This window comes from Microbacterium nanhaiense, assembly GCF_014646015.1.
Taxonomy (GTDB): domain Bacteria; phylum Actinomycetota; class Actinomycetes; order Actinomycetales; family Microbacteriaceae; genus Microbacterium; species Microbacterium nanhaiense.
The window spans coordinates 343059-360320 of sequence record NZ_BMMQ01000001.1 but is presented as its reverse complement, the minus strand read 5'-3'; the positions used below and the strand labels follow the sequence as shown (position 1 = coordinate 360320).

Sequence of the window (17262 nt, the reverse complement as noted above, 5' to 3'; positions counted from 1 at the left end):
TTAGTTCTGGCGTCCGAGGACGGAACGCGTACTGGATGCTGGTCTGAGGTCCGCCCGACGAAGCAGCTGAGCATTGAGAGCAACAACAACAGTCGACAACGACATCAGAATTGCGCCGACGGACATCGGAAGGAGGAAGCCGGCTGGCGCCAGGATGCCCGCTGCCAGAGGAACCGCTACAAGGTTGTATCCCGCGGCCCACCAGAGGTTCTGCTTCATCTTGCGATACGCAGCTCGAGACAGCTCGATCACCGAAAGCACCGAACGTGGATCAGAACTGGCAAGGATCACACCCGCTGACGCGATTGCGACATCGGTTCCCGCGCCGATCGCGATCCCGACGTCAGCTTGAGCCAGCGCGGGAGCATCGTTGACGCCGTCCCCTACCATCGCGACGAGCTTGCCTTCCCGCTGGAGTTCCGCAACTTTCGCGGATTTGTCCTCCGGGCGAACTCCGGCGAAGACACGGTCGATGCCGAGCTCCCGTGCAACCTCATGAGCCACTGCCTCGGCATCGCCGGTGATCATTACGACTTCGACGCCGAGTTCGTGCAGAGCGTCGACTGCGTCGTGCGATTCCGAGCGTACTTCGTCGGCAAGCTTCAACCCACCGATCAGCTCCCCGTCTCGAAGCACATGCAGAATGATTGCTCCTTCATCGCGCCATTGCGCAGCTTCCTGAATCTCCGCACTCCTGGTCTCCGTCAGCAGGTGGGGACCGCCGACGCGGATCTCGTGCCCTGCCACCTGTGCGGTTACTCCGACCGCCGGTGCGGATACGAAACCGCTTGATCGTTCCAGCGCAAGGCCGCGAGATCTCGCCGATTCGACGATCGCCCTCGCCAAGGGGTGCTCGCTGTCTGCCTCGGCGGCCGCCGCAAGCGCGAGTAGTTCGTCCGGCGCGATGTCGCCGACTGGCGCGAGCCCCGTCACCGTGGGCTCGCCCTTGGTGAGAGTGCCCGTCTTATCGAACAGAACAGTGTTCACGCGCCTCATCGATTCAAGCGCAAGCCGGTCCTTGATGAGCACTCCTCCGCGGGCGGCCCGCTCGGTAGCGATGGAGACGACGAGCGGAATCGCGAGACCGAGCGCATGCGGACAGGCGATCACGAGCACCGTGATGCTGCGCACAACAGCGGCGTCAGGAGCTCCTACGATCGTCCACAGAACTCCGGTGACAACGGCAGCTACGAGTGCGAACCAGAACAGCATCCCCGCGGCACGATCGGCGATGCGCTGAGCCCTCGACGACGAGCTCTGCGCTTCAGACACAAGCTTGTTGATGCCGGCGAGGGTTGTGTCATCGCCAGTCGCTGTGATCTCGATGCGCACGCCCGAGTCGGTCGCCACGGTTCCAGCAGTGACTTGGTCGCCGTTGCCCCTCGCTACGGTGCGCGACTCACCGGTGATCATCGATTCATCCATCGCCGCGCGTCCGTCGACGATGCGACCGTCCGCAGGAACGCTGCCGCCTGGGCGGATGATCACGATGTCACCGACTCGCAGCTCGGAAGGAGCAACGACCACGGTGCCACCAGCTTCGACGCGCTCGGCTTGGTCGGGAAGCAGCGCCGCCAGAGAATCGAGCGCCGATGTGGTTTGAGCCAACGACCTCATTTCGATCCAGTGCCCGAGCAGCATGATGACGATGAGGAGAGCGAGCTCCCACCAGAACTCGAGCTCATGATGCACCACGCGCAGCGTCGCAGCCCAGGACGCGAAGAAAGCAACCGTGATCGCGAGTGCGATCAGCAGCATCATTCCCGGCTTACGGCTCCTGAGTTCGCTCCAAGCTCCTGCGAGGAACGGCCGTCCTCCCCAGAAGTACATGACCGTGCCCAGAACCGGTGCGACCCAGGTCGTCCACCCTGGCAATTCATAGCCCATCAGCATCGCGAACATCGGCGAGAACGCGACGACGGGGACCGCGATGATCAGCTGCGTCCAGAACAAGCGCCGAAACTGACCGACATGATCACCATGGCCCGCGTGGCCGGTGTGGCTGCTGTGCCCGGTGTGCTGGTCCGGGTTCGGCCGTGCGGTCGCCCTATGCGCATGGTCCATACCGGCGGTGTGGCCGTGAGGCATTCCTGACAGGGAGTCCTGGTTGGCCCTGGCCTCAGTGGGGTGGTGGTGATGTTCGTGGTGGTCAGTCATGCTCTTGGTCCTGTTCGGCTTGATCGTGCGGGTCGGTAGCGAGCCTGCCCAGGCTCAGCGCTCGGAGACGCTCTTGAAAGCGCGCAGCCGAAGGCTGTTTGCGACGACGAAGACGCTCGAGAAGGCCATCGCTGCACCCGCGAGCATCGGATTGAGCATTCCGAGGGCAGCGACAGGTATCGCCGCAACGTTATACGCGAAGGCCCAGAAGAGGTTCGTCTTGATAGTCGACAGCGTTCTCCGCGAGAGCCGAATCGCGTCGGCGACGGAACGCAGATCGCCCCGCACCAGTGTGATATCCGAGGCTTCGATCGCGACGTCCGTACCGGTGCCCATCGCAAGCCCCAGGTCTGCCTGAGCCAGGGCGGGCGCGTCGTTTACGCCGTCACCGACCATTGCGACGACTCGGCCTTCGCGCTGCAACCGCGCGACGACGTCCCTCTTGTCCTGCGGCAAGACCTCGGCGATCACGTCATCGATGCCTACTTCGCGCGCGATCCGACGAGCGACGGCTTCGTTATCTCCGGTGAGCAGCATCGGAGTGAGGCCGATCTGTTTGAGGAGCTGTATCGCCTCGGCACTGGTCGGCTTCACAGTGTCGGCCACGATGAGGATGCCTCGTGCTCGTCCGTTCCACCCGACAGCGACGACTGTCTTGCCTTCGCTCTCCGCTCGGCTCTTCGCACGCGCGACCTCAGGAGAAAGCTGTTGAGACCAGCTGGCCAGTAAGGATTCACGTCCGACGATGACCGCTGTGCCGGCGACAGTGCCCTGTACGCCGTTGCCTTCGACATTCTCGAACTCGTCTGGAGTCAGCAATGTGCCGATCTCGTCAGCTGCTCCCTTGGCAATGGCCTGAGCGATCGGATGTTCTGAAGCGGCTTCCAGCGAACCTGCCATTCGCAGCAGCTGCTCCCGCTCGACGCCGGGTTCCAGAACCGAATCGACCAGGGTCATTCGACCGCTGGTGACGGTCCCTGTCTTATCGAGCACGACGGTATCGATCCTCCGTGTCGACTCCAGTACCTCCGGGCCCTTGATCAGGACCCCCATCTGTGCGCCCCGCCCTGTGCCGACGAGCAGAGCGGTCGGAGTCGCAAGCCCGAGAGCGCAGGGGCACGCGATCACGAGTACGGCGACTGCCGCGGTGAACGCGGCGGCGACGGGGAACCCGGCTCCCAGCCACGCTCCGAGCGCAGCCACTGCGATACCGATCACAACCGGAACGAACACCCCGGAGATCCGGTCTGCGAGACGCTGTACTTCCGCTTTGCCTGTCTGAGCATCTTCGACGAGCTTCGCCATCTGGGCGAGCTGTGTGTCGGCGCCGACCCTGGTTGCACGCACAACGAGACGCCCGCTCACGTTCGACGTTGCTCCGGTCACCGCATCGCCCTCGACGACCTCAACCGGCACCGACTCGCCGGTGAGCATCGAAGCATCCACGGCAGACTTGCCGGAGACCACGACGCCGTCCGTGGCAATCTTCTCTCCAGGTCGTACGACGAACTCATCGCCTGCTTGCAGCTCCTCCGTCGGCAACTTGATCTCGACTCCGTCACGAAGCACCGAGACGCTCTTCGCCCCGAGCTCTAGAAGCGCCCTGAGCGCCGCTCCAGCTTGACGCTTGGCGCGCTTCTCGAAGTACCTTCCGGCCAGAATGAACGTTGTCACCCCCGCCCCGACTTCTAAGTAGATGTTCCCGGCCCCATCAGAAGGGCCGATGGTGAGAGCGAACGGATGCGTCATCCCCGGAATGCCGGCGGTGCCGAAGAACAGCGCGTACAACGACCACAGCAGCGCCACTGATGTTCCCATCGAGATGAGGGTGTCCATCGTGGCAGCTCCGTGTCGGAAGTTGATCCACGCTGCTTTGTGGAACGGCCACGCACCCCAGACGATCACGGGGCCGGCAAGCGCCAATGAGGCCCACTGCCAGTACGTAAACTGCAGCACGGGCACCATGGCCATCGCGATCACCGGGACGGTCAGCACGATCGACCCGATCAACCTGCCGCGCAGCGACACGAGCTCGGGGTCGTCCGCAACGTGGTCGCCCTCGGATGCGTCCCGCCGCGGCTCAGGTGCAGGGACGATCGCGGTGTAGCCCGCGCTCTCCACTTCAGCGATCAGAAGCGCAGGGTCGTACCCGGCAGGAACGCTGACCTTGGCTTTCTCAGTGGCGTAGTTCACCGTCGCCTCGACGCCTTCAAGCTTGTTGAGCTTGCGCTCAATGCGATTCGCGCAGGAGGCGCAAGTCATCCCGCCGATCGCGAGCTCCACACCGCTGTCGTTCGCCGATTGCGCAGAGGCATTCATCGCCGTTCGCACCTTTCCTTGCTCAGTTGTCATCGGGCATTCCGCGCCCTCGCCGTTACCTGTTGCGGCCCAACTCGTCAGCGCTGATCCGGGTGCTCCCCCTGAATCGGCACGGAGCTACTGTCTTCCCAGTGAGATACGAAGCCGTCGGGGACGAACGCTCCGGCCGCGTAGAACGCAACTCCGAACACTGCTACCAGCGTCGCACCGTAGAGCGCGATCCTTCCACCGGCTCTCATCAGACCCGCGCTGCTGAGTAACCAGCCTCTTCGACCGCCGAGATGACGGCAGAAGCGTCGATCTCAGTCGCAGCGGACACGACGAGGCGTCCGGTCTGGGCGTCGACCTCGACGCTCTCAACGCCGGCGATGCCGCCGACTTCCTCCCGGACTGACATCTCACAGTGTCCGCACGTCATTCCGGTCACCTTGTACTCGCTGGTAGCCATCGTGATTCTCCTTCTGCTTTCGATACCCCCGGTGGGTATCTGATAACGTGAACCATATACCCCCGGGGGGGTATTCCCACAAGGGGGTCGACGCCAGCCGCGTCGAGTACAGTGACGAGCACAGAAACGGAGCCCGCATGACTCGCACAACACGTCTGCGCGACGGCATGACGCCGCCGCGGCACGTGGCGTTGGCAGTGCTGGTCTCCCTGCTCGTCGCGTTCGGACTGCTCGGCATGCACGCGCTATCGGTCGGACACAGCGTTCCGTCCCTCAGTGCTGCGACGTCAGAGCAAGTTCTCACCTCGCACGGCACGCACTCCATCGAGCCAGAAGCGCATACAGACTCCGAGACAAAACATCTGAACGCTTCACCACCGGATTGTGCCGACGAGGCGTGCGGGAGCTCCCACCCGGATCACTCGATGGTCATGACGATGTGCGTGATTGCGCTGCTTGCAGCCCTTCTGGTTCTCGCTGCGCCGGCGAGGGCCGGCGGATGGGTATCCCCTCGCCCGCATTTCTACGCCGGCGGCATCGATTTTCTGCTGACCAAGGCAGAGCCGCGGCCTCCTTCCCTGCACTTCTTGTCGATCAGTCGAACGTGAGCTGACGCCTGCTCGCGAGCGTGCCCGTGTGCACGCCGACGGCTTTGCCGTACCCGAGCACTGCTTCACTCCTATTTCGCCACTGAAACGACAAGGACGCATACTCATGCGAATTCGCACTACTGCTCTGTTCACCGCCGCGCTCGCCGCGACTCTCGTGCTCGGAGGCTGCTCGGCCGCCAGCGAAGAAGCCACGCCGGACGTGGACCACAGCACCCACGGAGACACCACACCTTCATCGGCCCCCGCCGGCACTGCCAACGCCGCTGATGAGACGTTTGCGACGATGATGATTCCGCATCACGAACAGGCCGTGGAGATGGCGGACATGATCCTCGACAAGGACGGCGTGGATACGCGGGTGACGGAACTCGCCCAGCAGATCAAGGACGCGCAGGCTCCGGAGATCGAGACGATGACGGGCTGGCTCACCGAGTGGGGCGTCTCGCTTGACTCGGGTATGGCCGGTCACGACATGGGCGATGACGGGATGATGGACGAGTCGGCGATGACGGCTCTCGACGACGCGGACGGTGCGGACGCCGCTCGATTGTTCCTCGAAGGCATGGTCATGCACCACGAGGGTGCGATCGACATGGCCGAGACGGAGCTCGCGGACGGACAGTTCCCTGACGCTCTCGAACTCGCACAGCAGGTGATCGACGGGCAGAGCGCCGAGATCACGACGATGAACGACATCCTCGACACGCTCTGACTCGACGACAGCGGGTGCGGGGCATGAGTGCCCCGCACCCGCGCCGATCCCGAAAGACAACACGATGAACAACAACCATGTGACCGCTCGCCGCGCGAAGGTCCTCAGTTCTGTCGGAGCCATGCTGATGGCGGCGAGTGTGCTCGTCGGTTGCTCCGCGAATTCGTCTCCGACGTCGCCAGCGCCCGAGGCGGAAGCTCCGCTCACTGTGACGATCGAGGGAGCCGATGATCTTGCAGGCCTCGATGCCCGCACGATCATTGACAGTCTGGACAGCACGCCCATCGCGGACCGCCCGACGGATTTCACCGCACAGGTCCGCCCGGACGCGCTCGTCATCACCGACGATTCCGGCGAGACAGAACTCCCGATGCCAGATGATCAGGTCTACGTCGCGATCGCTCCGTATGAGCAGCAGACGCACGACTGCTACTTCCATGCACCGGTCAACTGCATCGGAGAGCAGAGCGATACCGACTTCGAGGTGACCGTCACGGACTCCGACACCGGCGACGAATACGTCGACCAGTCGATCCGGACGTTCGACAACGGCTTCATCGGTATGTGGCTGCCTCGTGGCGTCACCGCTGAGGTCGTCATCGAGAAGGATGGCCGCACTGCAACCGGCACCGTATCGACTGTCAATGATGATGACGCCACCTGCATCACCACGATGCAACTAACCTGAGCATCATCCGGTTCTCGCGACGCGCGAGCGATGCGAGAACCGGATGGCTCACCTGCGAAGGCAACCGCGCCACGACGTCCCTCAGAGGTCGGCATGGGTATCAGGTAGCGGTACGTCCGCTGTCGCGCCGCGCATCTTTCGTATTGCCGCCCTCGAGCGATGCGAGGTACTCGTTATACGCTTCCAGATCGATCTCGTCCTGAGTCTGTCGGCGCGACGCGAGCTTCGCATCCCGTTTGCTCCATCGCGACAGCGTAACGATGAGCACGATGAGCAACGGCAGCTCCGCGTACGTCCACATCATCGTCCCCGCGACGATCTGGTCTCGCATCGGATCGATCGCCCAACCGTCGCGTGTCACGTCGTATGCGCTGAACAACGGGGCAGCGGAAAGCAGCATCACCAGGCCCAGCACAGCGTGGACTTGAATCTCGACGACGACCTCAACCAGACGGCCGGCGAACGACGGCGGCCTCGGCACGGGGTCTGAGGACCAGAGCGGAACCGCGGCGACGACGCCCAACGCGAATATCGCCAACAAGAGGACTTCATGGCCGAGGGGCACACCGACGAGCAGGCTCACCAGATCGGTGAGGTAGAGCCCCGGGTACAGCAGGATCGCAATCAGGATCGCGATGCCCGGTCGCACCAGAACTCGGCTGACACGGGACCTCAAGCCGCCGAGTGCGAGCCGGAGCGCGGTTCTGCCGACCCCCCGATGGGGCGTCGCACGCAGCAGCAGACGGCCAGGCGTCCCGAGCACCAGCAATGGCGCAACGATTGTCATCAGGGTGATCTGCTGGAACAGCAGCGCGGAGATGAGAACCTCGGCGTATGCGTGTACGCCGAGACAACCTGTCGCAGCCAGCAGCGCGCATCCGAGCAGGAACGCGATCGATCTGCCGATCGGCCAGCGTCGGCCGGCGCGCCGTAGCCGAATCACTCCGAGCAGGTACAGAACCGCCCCGATCCCGGCGATGACGACGAGAACGGACACTCCGTTGGGCGAGAACGAGACCAGAGACGGCCACGTTGGAGCCGGTAGATTCTGCGCGTCGATGTTCATCCTGTTGGTGTCACTCCTCGTCAGGATCGTCCCCGGCATCACGCCGGGACTTCGTGTAGGAACGGAGCACAAAGACCAGCGCGATCAGGATGAGTACAACGATGAAGCCTGCAAATACGAACAGCCCGCCCATACCGGTGCCCGTGTCGGCGCTGGCTTCCTCTTGAGATTCCTGGGCACCATTGCGAGGGGCCTCCGTGGTCGGTATCGGAGCGGCTTCCTCCGGCGTCTCTGCATCAGGAGCCGTCGTCTCCTCCTGATCAACGTCGTCGCTGCCCGGCTGCACGCGCTCATCCTCATTGTCGCAAGCGGGGAGATCCCATCCCAGTGCCGGAGTCCCACCTGAGACAGGCTCATAGTCGAAGTCGAAGGCTTCCGAGACCGGGTGGCCGTCGCTCGACACCGCGTTCCACGTCACTGTGTAGGTCCCGGCTTCACCGAGCTCAACGGGAGTGGAGAGTACGTTCCGTTCGATCGTCGAGCATGCGGTCTCGTAGTAGAGACCATCCGGCCCCTCGACCTGCGCAAAACTCGCCTGACCGAAGTCGATCAGCTCGCCGCTGAACGTGAGCGCGACCTCATCAAGCGTCGACACCGTCTCTCCGTTCGCGGGGGTCGACTCGAGCATCGTGTCGTGTGCCGAAGCGGCCTGCGTCGGGATGAGTACCGCAGCGGCAAGCACTGCGCCACCCACCAAGGTTCGTCCGAGCGTGAGTTTCATCGCTTTCCTTCCACTACTGCTTTTCCTATGTCGATCTGTTCCTGAGCGCCTCGCGCAGGTGAGCGCGATGAGCGAAGCATCACGGGAGCGACGAGCATGACGCCCCCACTGAGGAGGAATGCCACCGCGGCGATATCCTGATCCGCTACCGGCTCCGGCCCCCATGCCCGCCCCATCGCGCCGAACCATTCGGCAGCGATCAGCCCTTGTTGGAAGCCGACCCATGCCGCGAAGCTCAGCAATGCGACCAGAGCGATACCGATCGCGGCCACTCGCTGACCGGCTTGCTCCCGACCGCTCCCGGACGCGTTCAGCGCCGCCATAATCAGTGCTCCGCCGACAAGCGATACGACGATCATCATTTGATGTCCGAGCTGGTTGGACAGAGTCCAGCGGAAGATCCCCGGCGCCGCGCCGGCCCAGACGATGGCGGCGAACACCAGCGCCGCGACAATCGGCGCAGAGAGCACGGTGCGCACTCGAGAAGCACCGAGCCGCATGATTGCCTCGCGCGGACCGAACGAACCGTCTGACCGAGGGAAAATCGTGCGGATCGCCAGCTCGTACGGCGCGGCCGATGCGAGGAGAAGCGGAACCGCGGTGAGAAGCAGCACTCGACCGAGTGCGTTCATACTGTGCATGTAGTCGCTGTAGACAGCGCTCGGACCCGACGTCACCCAGGCGAGCAGGGCGAGACCTGCCATCCACGCCGTCGTACGCCGACGCGACCATCGCGCTCCGGCTCGACGGATTCGATGAACACCGAGTGCGTAGTACACAGCTGCTGCGCCGGCGAGCACTGCCCAAAGCAGATCCACCTTCCATTCGCCGAGCCACGTGGACCCGTCGATCGGCGCGGGCAGGGGTGCGTCCGTCAAGAATTCAGCTGGCGTCACAAGTACGGGAGCAGAGCTGTCCGCAGGTGCAGGTGTGCGCGAAAGGGCGGTCGCCGTTCCCATAGCGACTCCCATGATCAGCAGTTCGAAGGCCACCAGCATCCAGAAAGCAGTGCGTCGGGCGAGACGTGTGATCATGCGACTTCTGTAGTACGCGCCGAGCACGGCGAGCCCTGCCAACGCTGCTGTCTTGATCCCGAGCAGTGCGCCGTATGGGCTCCACAAGTCCGCCAGTGCCGTGATCGACGTCAGCGCACGGGCCACCCCTGACAGAAGCACGAGCATGAAAGAGGCCAGGGCGAGAGAGGAATACCTGGCGACAACAGCTCCGATGCTCTCGCGCGGGATCAACCGCCGAACCAGGATGAGGGTGAGCAGCCCGCCCACCCATACGGCAGCGCCGACGACATGCAGGATGAGGGCCATCACAGCGGCATCGTGGTTCGCGAGGCTTCCCGCGTGCCCCTGGGTCGACAGGGGTACGAGGCATACCGCGGCGAGGATCATGAGGACGGTTTCGGCAATAGCACCGCGCGCAACGACCGCGAACGTAGAGATGATCGCCGCGCCGATCACTGTCAGCAGCCACGCGAGCCCGAGTTCCGTCTCCGTCAGGAAGCGGCCGAGCTGCTCGCCGAATCCGATGTCCAACGATAGTTCCGGAGCGAGCGTCGAGAGATACGTCAGAAAGCCGGCCCCGGTCGCCGCCGCAGTCAGGACGACCGCCGCGGCCGCGGCGATCACTTGCGACGCTTCATATGGCTTGGAACCGCGCGGCAGGGCGAAAGCGCGCAGAATGAGGGAGCCCGCCATGACGGCGCCGGCAAGGTTCACGATGAGCTTCGCGAACGGGAGCCCCCAGCGCACGAACGCTCCGGGATCGGAGACGAGACGTTCGGCGGCGCCTGACCCCAGCACCAATCCGAACGCCGTCATGAGCACTGCGAACACGAGCAGTCCCACTGGGCCGATGAGACGCAGCTGGCGGAGCGTCATGAGCTGCTCCCCTCGTCCGCATTCGCTCCTTCGCGTACATCCGCCTCCGTGCATTGCCCGGTTGACGGCAGCTGCTGAGCTACCACAGCAAGGCGATCGAGAACGTCGTCTGCCGAGAGCACGGTTGTATCGACGACGACCTCGGCTGCCGGGTTACGACCGAACGTCGCGAGAGTCAGCTGAGGTGAACGCGACTCGTCCACGGTCCAATCGACTCCTCCGATACGAACGCATTGCTTGTCGTCCGATGCCACTGGGTCTGTCCCGCAGGTGAAGGTCACTGCCGTCGGATCGCCCCATGCCCCTGTAGCCTGGGCGTTCGTCCATCGACGGGTCTGCTCACCGATCGCGTTCGGCAACCGTACCGAGGCAGCGGCGCACTCGACCTCGTTCGCACCCGGCGCTGGGGTGAGCGGAACCGTATCGGCGCAGGCTGTGAGCGCAGCAGCGAGTGCGAGCAGGGCGACAGCCGCTCCGGTGGTTCGTGTTCCTGTTTTCATGACTTCCGTTCTGCTGCGGCCGAGCGGCTGCTCAACCGAACGAGCCCGAGTGAGATGAGCGTGCAGATCGCGAGCACCGCGAGGCCCGCGATTGGGATCGATCCGATGACGACAGCCGGAGTCCGGCCCGCGTACAACGGAACGTCCGATACCGACGCAGCAGACTCGCCCGGAGCCGCGGCGTCGATCACGGAGCCGTCCGGCAGCACGACTTGGCTCGTGCCGGTCGTCGACACGTTGACGACAGCCCTACCGGTTTCGAACGCCCGGAGACGAGCGATCGCCATCTGCTGCAGGTTCTCGTCAGTACCGCGGAAGTCTGCGTTGTTCGTTTGAAAGATATAGACCTCCGCGCCGCCTTCCGCGCCGGCTCGGATCACGTCGTCGTAGATCAGGTCGAAGCAGATCCCGACGCCGATCCGAACGCCGTCGACATCGAGCACGGGCTCAGTCCTCCCAGCCGTGTACTCGCGTTGTATGAGCCCCACCAGTCCCGGGACGAGCCGTTCGTAGAACGCACGGTCGGGCACGTACTCACCGAACGGAACGGGATGGCGTTTGTCGTAGTACTGCACGCTGTCCCCTGTGCCCCAGAGGAACGATGTGTTGTAGGTCTCGCCCGAACGTGTGACGGCGGCGTTAGCCAGCAGCGGAGCGTCTGCGGCGCGAACGACGGCGTCGAGCCTGCGCGCAGTCTGCGGGCTCTGGTATGGATCGCTGTCAACGGCTCCCTCGGGCCATACGATCAGATCTGCGCCGCGCCCGTAGAGCGCCTCGCTGCGTGCCTCGTGCAGTTCGAGGATCTCGCCGGGCGAACGGTCATCGAAGTACCCCGATGGTCCGTTCGCCTGAACCCACCCGATCGCCATCTGCCCGGTCTGTCGTGTCGGGAAGGCCGGGATCAGCGCCAGCGCACAGGCGAGCGACACAGGGAGCGCCAGCATTCTGAACCGCCGCGCCCAGAGACATTCGATCGTCAGAGCGCACACCGCAACGATCGCGAACGAGACCCCGTCGACGCCGATCCACGACACCGCCTCTGCGAACGGTCCGTTCGCTTGACTCGTCGCCACCCGCGCCCACGGGAATCCGGAATACGGCCAGGTACCCGCCACCATTTCCCGTGCAGACCACAGTCCGGCCACGAGACCGGGGCGCACCAGGAAGCGCGCGCGGACACCGAGCTTCTCTGTCCATCGATAGGCAAGGGCGATTGCGATGCTTCCCGCCGCTACGAGGGCACCTTCCAGCCCGACGAGAGCAACCCAGGGCAGCGGCCCCAGGAACTCCCCCACCCAACTGAGATGAATCGCGAAGAAGACGACGCCGAATACGGTTCCGATGAGGATTGCGCCGAGGACACTTCGACCGCGCAGCGCCATCAGCGTCAGCACCACAGCGACGAACGCCGCCGGCCAAAGTCCTACTGCGGGGTATGCGACATCGAGCATCACGCCTGCCAGTACCGTCGAGGGTATCGCCCAGCACAATCGGAGCACGCCTGTCCGTACCGCAGCCGCCCGCGGCGCAGACACCGGCTCAGTCTGCGAGAGCACGATCGATGGCGTCGGTCAGATCGCTGAGCTGAGTGAGCTCGAGCTGTTCCCCGTCGAGGAAGAACGTGGGCGTTCCGCCTACTCCCAGGGCACGCCCCTCCGAGAAGTCTTCCTCGACGCGCGCTTGGGTCCCCGGGTCAGCGACCGCGGCATCATAGGCGGCCATGTCGAGTCCGAGCTCCTCCGCGTATGAACGGAACCTCGCGGCTTCGGACGTCTGACCCTCTCCCCACTCGGCCTGCGTCTCGAACATGAGATCGTGCATCTCTTCGAAGCTTCCCTGCTGGGCGGCAGCCTCGACGGCGACGGCAGCGTTCATCGAATTGAAGTGGCCCGGGATCGGGAAGTATCGCACGACATAGTTGATGTCGCCGTCGTACTGCTGCCGGATCTCTTCGACATAGGGAGCGAAAGCACCACACACCTCGCACTCGAAATCGAGGAACTCGACGAGAGTCGGTGCGTCTGGGCCCACGTAATCAAGAACGTGCGAGTCGCTCCGAGTGATCGGCAGCTCGCCACGGTCTGGAGCGACCTCGTCCGGCGCTGACGTCTTCACATAGACAACGGCTGCGATCACGATGATCACAGCGATCACAGCTGAGATCAGCAGTGCAACGACGACGGTCGGCAGCTTCTTCGGCGTACGGCGGGCGTTCATCTGTTCCTCCAGTGCGGCGGGTGGGGCGCCGTACATACGACGGCATGATGCGCAGCACCATCGCTCGCCGCGGCCGGAGCCGTATTGGGGCCGGAGGCGATAGATGTGCCGTGCGCTTTTCTCGATCGGAAGGCGTCTGCGTCTGCAGGCCCCGATCCGCACAGGAATCAGATTCTTGAGATACCCAGAAGAAGAGGTGTAGGAGCGGGAATCGGCACCACTCTCCGGGCGCGCAGCGCGAGCATGCCCAGGAGCGGCCCGAGCTTCACGACGAGCCGCGGCCCAGCGAGGAAGAGCAGGCCGGCGAAAGCGAGAGATACCGCGCAGCACACCCCGAGCAGGCAGAGCGCATCGGCGGCTTCCCCCGATTCGTCAGCGCCGGCCGTCACAACGTCGCCGGAAGTCGCATCGACTGCTTCCGCCCCGTAGGCGGCGGCGATCTCATTGCCTTGGGCAACGAACCCATGCTGCTCAGCGGCCTCATGCATGCACAGAGCAAGCGCGCCGAAGAGGAGAAAACCGATGAGGGCCAGGATCAGTGAGCGCCTCGCAACCACCGAACCGCCCTCTGCGGGCGCGACGGATGTACGAGGAGGGATCACCAGGGCACCATATCCAACTTGAATATGCAATGGCCGGGAGGGGAGATCAGCTATGAAGTCCATCCTCGTCGCCGTATCCGACTGCTTCCAGCTGGAACGTCGAGTGTTCAATATGCACGGGAAAATGCTCGCCGACGCACGACTGCAGGTCGCGCAGGAGCGCGTCGCGACCAGCATCGTCGATGACGGTCTCGTCGATGACGACATGCGCCGAGAGCGTTGGCAGCTGGCTTGAAACGAGAGATGCGTGGAGGTCGTGCACTGCCACCACGCCTGGGCGGGACAAGATATGCGCACGAACTTCGGCGAGATCCAAACCGGGCGGCGTTCGTTCGAGCAGAACGCCGACGGATGCGCGGATGAGGATCAGCGTGCGCGGGACGATGAGTGCGGCGACCGCGATGCCCGCGACTGCGTCGGCGCGCTCCCAACCGAGCGTCGCGATCAGCACGGCGCTGACGATCACTGCCACTGACCCGAGCGCATCGTTCACGACTTCGAGGAACGCCGCCCGCATGTTGAGGTTATCGCCACGTCCTCCGGCAAGCACGGTGATCGAGGCGATGTTCGCGACGAGGCCGACGACTCCGAATATCAGAAGTGCGGTCGATGGCACCGCTGGGGGCTCGAACAAGCGCCGTACCCCTTCGACCAGCGCGAAGAGACCTACTCCCAAGAGCAATGCCGCTTGTCCGAGTGCGGCGAGAATCTCGCTGCGTTTCAAACCCCAGGTGTAGCGATCCGACGGCGGCTTCTCCATCAGCAGTGCCGCCGAGACCGCGACCGCAAGGCCGACGAGGTCAGTCAGCATGTGCGCGGCGTCAACCAGCAGCGCCAAGCTTCCCGTCAGAACTGCTCCGACGACTTCGACGACGAATACGGACCCGGTGATGCAGAGCGCGATCGCGAGGCGCCGACGCGGCGCCGCGGCATGACTGTGGTCGTGATGATCTCCCATGATTCCTTCTAACGGGTCGCGGTCTGTATTGCGGCGTTCGGTGCCTGCACAGAGTTCCTCGAAAGCCGGCGCCTCGTCTGCGCGGCACGCAAACCATTGGCAATGACGACGACTTCGGCGACTTCATGCACGAGCACGACAGCGGCAAGCCCCAGCACTCCCGTGATCGCGAGCGGCAGCAGAACGATGATGATCGCGAGCGACAGCACGATGTTCTGGTTCATGATCGCCCGGCCGCGGCGTGCGTGGCGCAGAGCCTGCGGGATGAGGCGCAGGTCGTGACCGGTGAAGGCGACATCAGCGGACTCGATCGCGGCATCGGAGCCGGTTGCGCCCATCGCGATCCCGACCGTCGCCGAGGCGAGAGCGGGAGCGTCGTTGATGCCGTCACCGATCATGCCGGTGGGGCGCTGTGCGACTGATGCGGTCACCTCTGCGGCTTTGTCCTCGGGACGCAGCTCGGCACGCACGTCGGAGATACCGGCGATTTTCGCCAATGCCATGGCAGTGCGCGCGTTGTCGCCCGTGAGCATGACGACCTCGACGTTCTGCGCGCGGAGAGCAGCGACAGCCTCCGGTGCCTCGGCGCGCAGTTCATCGCGGACGCCGATCGCACCGGCCACGCTGCCGTCGCGCGTGACCATGACGCAGGTCTGTCCGTCAGCTTCCATCGCCGCGACCCGGTCGGCCAGCACGCCGGGAGCGATCCAGCGCGGGCTGCCGACAGTGATCTCATGGCCATCGACCTGCCCGGCCATCCCATGCCCAGGCTGCTCGATCACACGAGCCGCGGCTGGTGCGCCCGGGGCCGCCTCAGTGATGGCAGCGGCAAGCGGATGCGTGCTGTGCTGCTCCAGTGCAGCGGCCCAGCCGAGCACGTCCTCGCGGGAAAATGCAGTAGCCGCGGCGACGTCGGTCACCACGGGCTCGTTGCGCGTCAAAGTGCCGGTCTTGTCGACCGCGATCCGGCGGAGCGAGCCAAGCTGTTCGAACGCGGCCCCGCTCTTGATGATGACGCCGAACCGGGTGGCTGCACCGATGGCCGAGACCACGGTGACCGGCACAGCGATGGCAAGGGCACATGGCGAGGCGGCCACGAGCACAACCAGGGCGCGAGTGATCCAGGTCTGCGGGTCACCGCTGAGCAGCGAGCCGAGCACGCCCACCAGCAGTGCGAGAACGATCACGCCGGGGACCAACGGACGCGCGATCCGGTCGGCGAGACGCGCCCTCTGCCCACGCTCCTGCTGTGCCTGCTCGACGAGCCCGACCAGGGTCGTCAACGAGTTGTCCGCCCCGTCGGCCGTGGCGGTGATCTCGAGTGCGCCGGAAGTGTTGATCGAACCAGCCGCGACCTCGTCGCCCATACCAACGTCTACCGGGATCGATTCACCGGTGATTGCCGAGGTGTCGAGGCTGCTACGGCCCGACGCCACAGTGCCGTCGGTTGCCACGCGCTCACCAGGTCGGACCCGAATCACGTCGCCGATCTTCACCTCCCTGGCTGCAACCTCGACGGCTGTGCCACCTCGTACAACGGTGGCCGTCTCGGGTACGAGCCTGAGCAGAGCACGCAGTCCTGAGCGGGCACGGTCCATCGCTTTGTCTTCCAACGCCTCCGCGATGGAGTACAGGAACGCCAGAGCTGCGGCTTCCTCGACGTAGCCGAGAATCACCGCGCCGACGGCGCTGATCGTCATCAGCAGTGCGATCCCGACTTTTCCTCGGGTAAACAGACCACGCACTGCCCCAGGGACGAACGTCCATGCGCCCAGCAGGAGTCCGGTCCAGAACAGCACGAGCACCGTGATCTCGGCAGCGACGCTGTCGCCGGTGATCCACTCGGTAAGCAGCCCCGAGACGAAGAAGATGCCTGATGCGATCGGGACGAGGATCGCGGGGTCGCGCCACCATGGGCGGTCGACATCTTCAAGCTCTTCGACCGCGCTGGGCACGTCATGCTCGCAACCGCACGCCGCGCTCATGCTCCGGCTCCCTCGCCTGCATCGCAGCAGCCGGGGATCGAGCAGGCCGGGTCGATGCACGGCGCACTCTCGTCGACTGCCAAGGTCACGTCTACGAGTGCCGTCAGCGCCGCGGCAAGATGCGGGTCCGCGATCTCGTATCGGGTCTGCCGCCCTTCCAGCTCTGCGACCACGATGCCGCAGTCACGCAGACAGGTCAGATGGTTCGAGACGTTCGAACGGGTCAGCTCAAGCTCACGCGACAGCACCCCCGGATAGTTGGGACCGTCGAGGAGCGTCATCAGAATCCGGGAACGCGTTGGGTCCGCCATAGCCCGGCCGAGCCGGTTCATAACGTCAAGACGTGAGGCAATGGTCAGCATGCAGTGAACTATACACTGCTTACT

Annotated in this window: 16 protein-coding genes; 3 read left to right on the top strand and 13 right to left on the bottom strand. The window is 64.4% G+C overall.

Translation table 11 applies throughout. The features are described from left to right. The 3 genes from IEX05_RS01855 to IEX05_RS01845 all read right to left on the bottom strand — a co-directional run bounded on the left by IEX05_RS01855 (position 1) and on the right by IEX05_RS01845 (position 4924). On the bottom strand, positions 1-2157 hold the full coding sequence (locus IEX05_RS01855) for a heavy metal translocating P-type ATPase (RefSeq protein WP_188699690.1): 2157 nt from the start codon (positions 2155-2157) through the stop codon (positions 1-3). A 54-nt stretch (positions 2158-2211) separates the two neighbouring features. Next, positions 2212-4476 (bottom strand): heavy metal translocating P-type ATPase, encoded by a 2265-nt coding sequence (locus IEX05_RS01850; protein WP_229661091.1) that lies wholly within the window; start codon positions 4474-4476, stop codon positions 2212-2214. Positions 4477-4714: 238 nt separating this feature from the next. Further along, positions 4715-4924, bottom strand: coding sequence for a heavy-metal-associated domain-containing protein (locus tag IEX05_RS01845; RefSeq protein WP_188699688.1), 210 nt, complete (start codon positions 4922-4924; stop codon positions 4715-4717). Between the two features lie 137 nt (positions 4925-5061). On the opposite strand from IEX05_RS01845, the gene IEX05_RS01840 reads away from it, so the two are divergent. The 3 genes from IEX05_RS01840 (at position 5062) to IEX05_RS01830 (ending at position 6935) form a co-directional block, all read left to right on the top strand. After that, entirely contained in the window at positions 5062-5532 is a 471-nt protein-coding gene (locus IEX05_RS01840) for a DUF6153 family protein (RefSeq protein ID WP_188699687.1), read from the top strand. A 106-nt stretch (positions 5533-5638) separates the two neighbouring features. Then, positions 5639-6247, top strand: a complete 609-nt coding sequence (locus IEX05_RS01835; RefSeq protein ID WP_188699686.1) for a DUF305 domain-containing protein — start codon at positions 5639-5641, stop codon at positions 6245-6247. A gap of 64 nt (positions 6248-6311) precedes the next feature. After that, positions 6312-6935 (top strand): CueP family metal-binding protein, encoded by a 624-nt coding sequence (locus tag IEX05_RS01830; protein ID WP_188699685.1) that lies wholly within the window; start codon positions 6312-6314, stop codon positions 6933-6935. 100 nt (positions 6936-7035) lie between these two features. On the opposite strand, the gene IEX05_RS01825 is transcribed toward IEX05_RS01830, so the two are convergent. The 10 genes from IEX05_RS01825 to cmtR form a co-directional block, all read right to left on the bottom strand. Continuing rightward, positions 7036-8001, bottom strand: coding sequence for a cytochrome c oxidase assembly protein (locus IEX05_RS01825; protein ID WP_188699684.1), 966 nt, complete (start codon positions 7999-8001; stop codon positions 7036-7038). A gap of 10 nt (positions 8002-8011) precedes the next feature. Then, on the bottom strand, positions 8012-8722 hold the full coding sequence (locus IEX05_RS01820) for a copper resistance CopC family protein (RefSeq protein ID WP_188699683.1): 711 nt from the start codon (positions 8720-8722) through the stop codon (positions 8012-8014). Further along, positions 8719-10614 carry a bifunctional copper resistance protein CopD/cytochrome c oxidase assembly protein gene (locus IEX05_RS01815; protein WP_188699682.1) on the bottom strand — a complete coding sequence of 632 codons (1896 nt, stop codon included), beginning with the start codon at positions 10612-10614 and terminating at the stop codon, positions 8719-8721. Before IEX05_RS01815 ends, IEX05_RS01820 begins: the two co-directional genes overlap by 4 nt. Then, positions 10611-11114, bottom strand: a complete 504-nt coding sequence (locus tag IEX05_RS01810) for a DUF3515 family protein (protein ID WP_188699681.1) — start codon at positions 11112-11114, stop codon at positions 10611-10613. The genes IEX05_RS01815 and IEX05_RS01810 overlap by 4 nt, the downstream gene beginning before the upstream one ends. Next, positions 11111-12565 (bottom strand): apolipoprotein N-acyltransferase, encoded by a 1455-nt coding sequence (gene lnt / locus IEX05_RS01805; protein ID WP_188699680.1) that lies wholly within the window; start codon positions 12563-12565, stop codon positions 11111-11113. Before lnt ends, IEX05_RS01810 begins: the two co-directional genes overlap by 4 nt. An 88-nt stretch (positions 12566-12653) precedes the next feature. Continuing rightward, positions 12654-13331 (bottom strand): DsbA family protein, encoded by a 678-nt coding sequence (locus tag IEX05_RS01800; protein ID WP_229661067.1) that lies wholly within the window; start codon positions 13329-13331, stop codon positions 12654-12656. Positions 13332-13498: 167 nt separating this feature from the next. Continuing rightward, on the bottom strand, positions 13499-13888 hold the full coding sequence (locus tag IEX05_RS01795) for a hypothetical protein (protein ID WP_229661066.1): 390 nt from the start codon (positions 13886-13888) through the stop codon (positions 13499-13501). Positions 13889-13979: 91 nt separating this feature from the next. Continuing rightward, on the bottom strand, positions 13980-14891 hold the full coding sequence (locus IEX05_RS01790; protein ID WP_155049309.1) for a cation diffusion facilitator family transporter: 912 nt from the start codon (positions 14889-14891) through the stop codon (positions 13980-13982). 8 nt (positions 14892-14899) lie between these two features. Next, positions 14900-16876: a heavy metal translocating P-type ATPase gene (locus IEX05_RS01785; RefSeq protein WP_188699678.1), complete on the bottom strand. Its 1977-nt coding sequence runs from the start codon at positions 16874-16876 to the stop codon at positions 14900-14902. Further along, complete coding sequence (gene cmtR / locus IEX05_RS01780) at positions 16873-17238, bottom strand: Cd(II)/Pb(II)-sensing metalloregulatory transcriptional regulator CmtR (RefSeq protein WP_188699677.1); 366 nt, start codon at positions 17236-17238, stop codon at positions 16873-16875. The genes IEX05_RS01785 and cmtR overlap by 4 nt, the downstream gene beginning before the upstream one ends. Positions 17239-17262 lie beyond the last annotated feature (24 nt).

Bases quoted from the DNA above. Each gene is read 5' to 3' on its own strand.
- IEX05_RS01840 (WP_188699687.1), top strand. From the start codon at position 5,062: ATGACTCGCACAACACGTCTGCGCGACGGCATGACGCCGCCGCGGCAC.
- IEX05_RS01785 (WP_188699678.1), bottom strand. From the start codon at position 16,876: ATGAGCGCGGCGTGCGGTTGCGAGCATGACGTGCCCAGCGCGGTCGAA.
- cmtR (WP_188699677.1), bottom strand. From the start codon at position 17,238: ATGCTGACCATTGCCTCACGTCTTGACGTTATGAACCGGCTCGGCCGG.
- IEX05_RS01835 (WP_188699686.1), top strand. From the start codon at position 5,639: ATGCGAATTCGCACTACTGCTCTGTTCACCGCCGCGCTCGCCGCGACT.
- IEX05_RS01800 (WP_229661067.1), bottom strand. From the start codon at position 13,331: ATGAACGCCCGCCGTACGCCGAAGAAGCTGCCGACCGTCGTCGTTGCA.
- lnt (WP_188699680.1), bottom strand. From the start codon at position 12,565: ATGCTCGATGTCGCATACCCCGCAGTAGGACTTTGGCCGGCGGCGTTC.
- IEX05_RS01850 (WP_229661091.1), bottom strand. From the start codon at position 4,476: ATGAATGCCTCTGCGCAATCGGCGAACGACAGCGGTGTGGAGCTCGCG.
- IEX05_RS01790 (WP_155049309.1), bottom strand. From the start codon at position 14,891: ATGGGAGATCATCACGACCACAGTCATGCCGCGGCGCCGCGTCGGCGC.
- IEX05_RS01830 (WP_188699685.1), top strand. From the start codon at position 6,312: ATGAACAACAACCATGTGACCGCTCGCCGCGCGAAGGTCCTCAGTTCT.
- IEX05_RS01825 (WP_188699684.1), bottom strand. From the start codon at position 8,001: ATGAACATCGACGCGCAGAATCTACCGGCTCCAACGTGGCCGTCTCTG.
- IEX05_RS01810 (WP_188699681.1), bottom strand. From the start codon at position 11,114: ATGAAAACAGGAACACGAACCACCGGAGCGGCTGTCGCCCTGCTCGCA.
- IEX05_RS01815 (WP_188699682.1), bottom strand. From the start codon at position 10,614: ATGACGCTCCGCCAGCTGCGTCTCATCGGCCCAGTGGGACTGCTCGTG.
- IEX05_RS01820 (WP_188699683.1), bottom strand. From the start codon at position 8,722: ATGAAACTCACGCTCGGACGAACCTTGGTGGGTGGCGCAGTGCTTGCC.
- IEX05_RS01845 (WP_188699688.1), bottom strand. From the start codon at position 4,924: ATGGCTACCAGCGAGTACAAGGTGACCGGAATGACGTGCGGACACTGT.
- IEX05_RS01855 (WP_188699690.1), bottom strand. From the start codon at position 2,157: ATGACTGACCACCACGAACATCACCACCACCCCACTGAGGCCAGGGCC.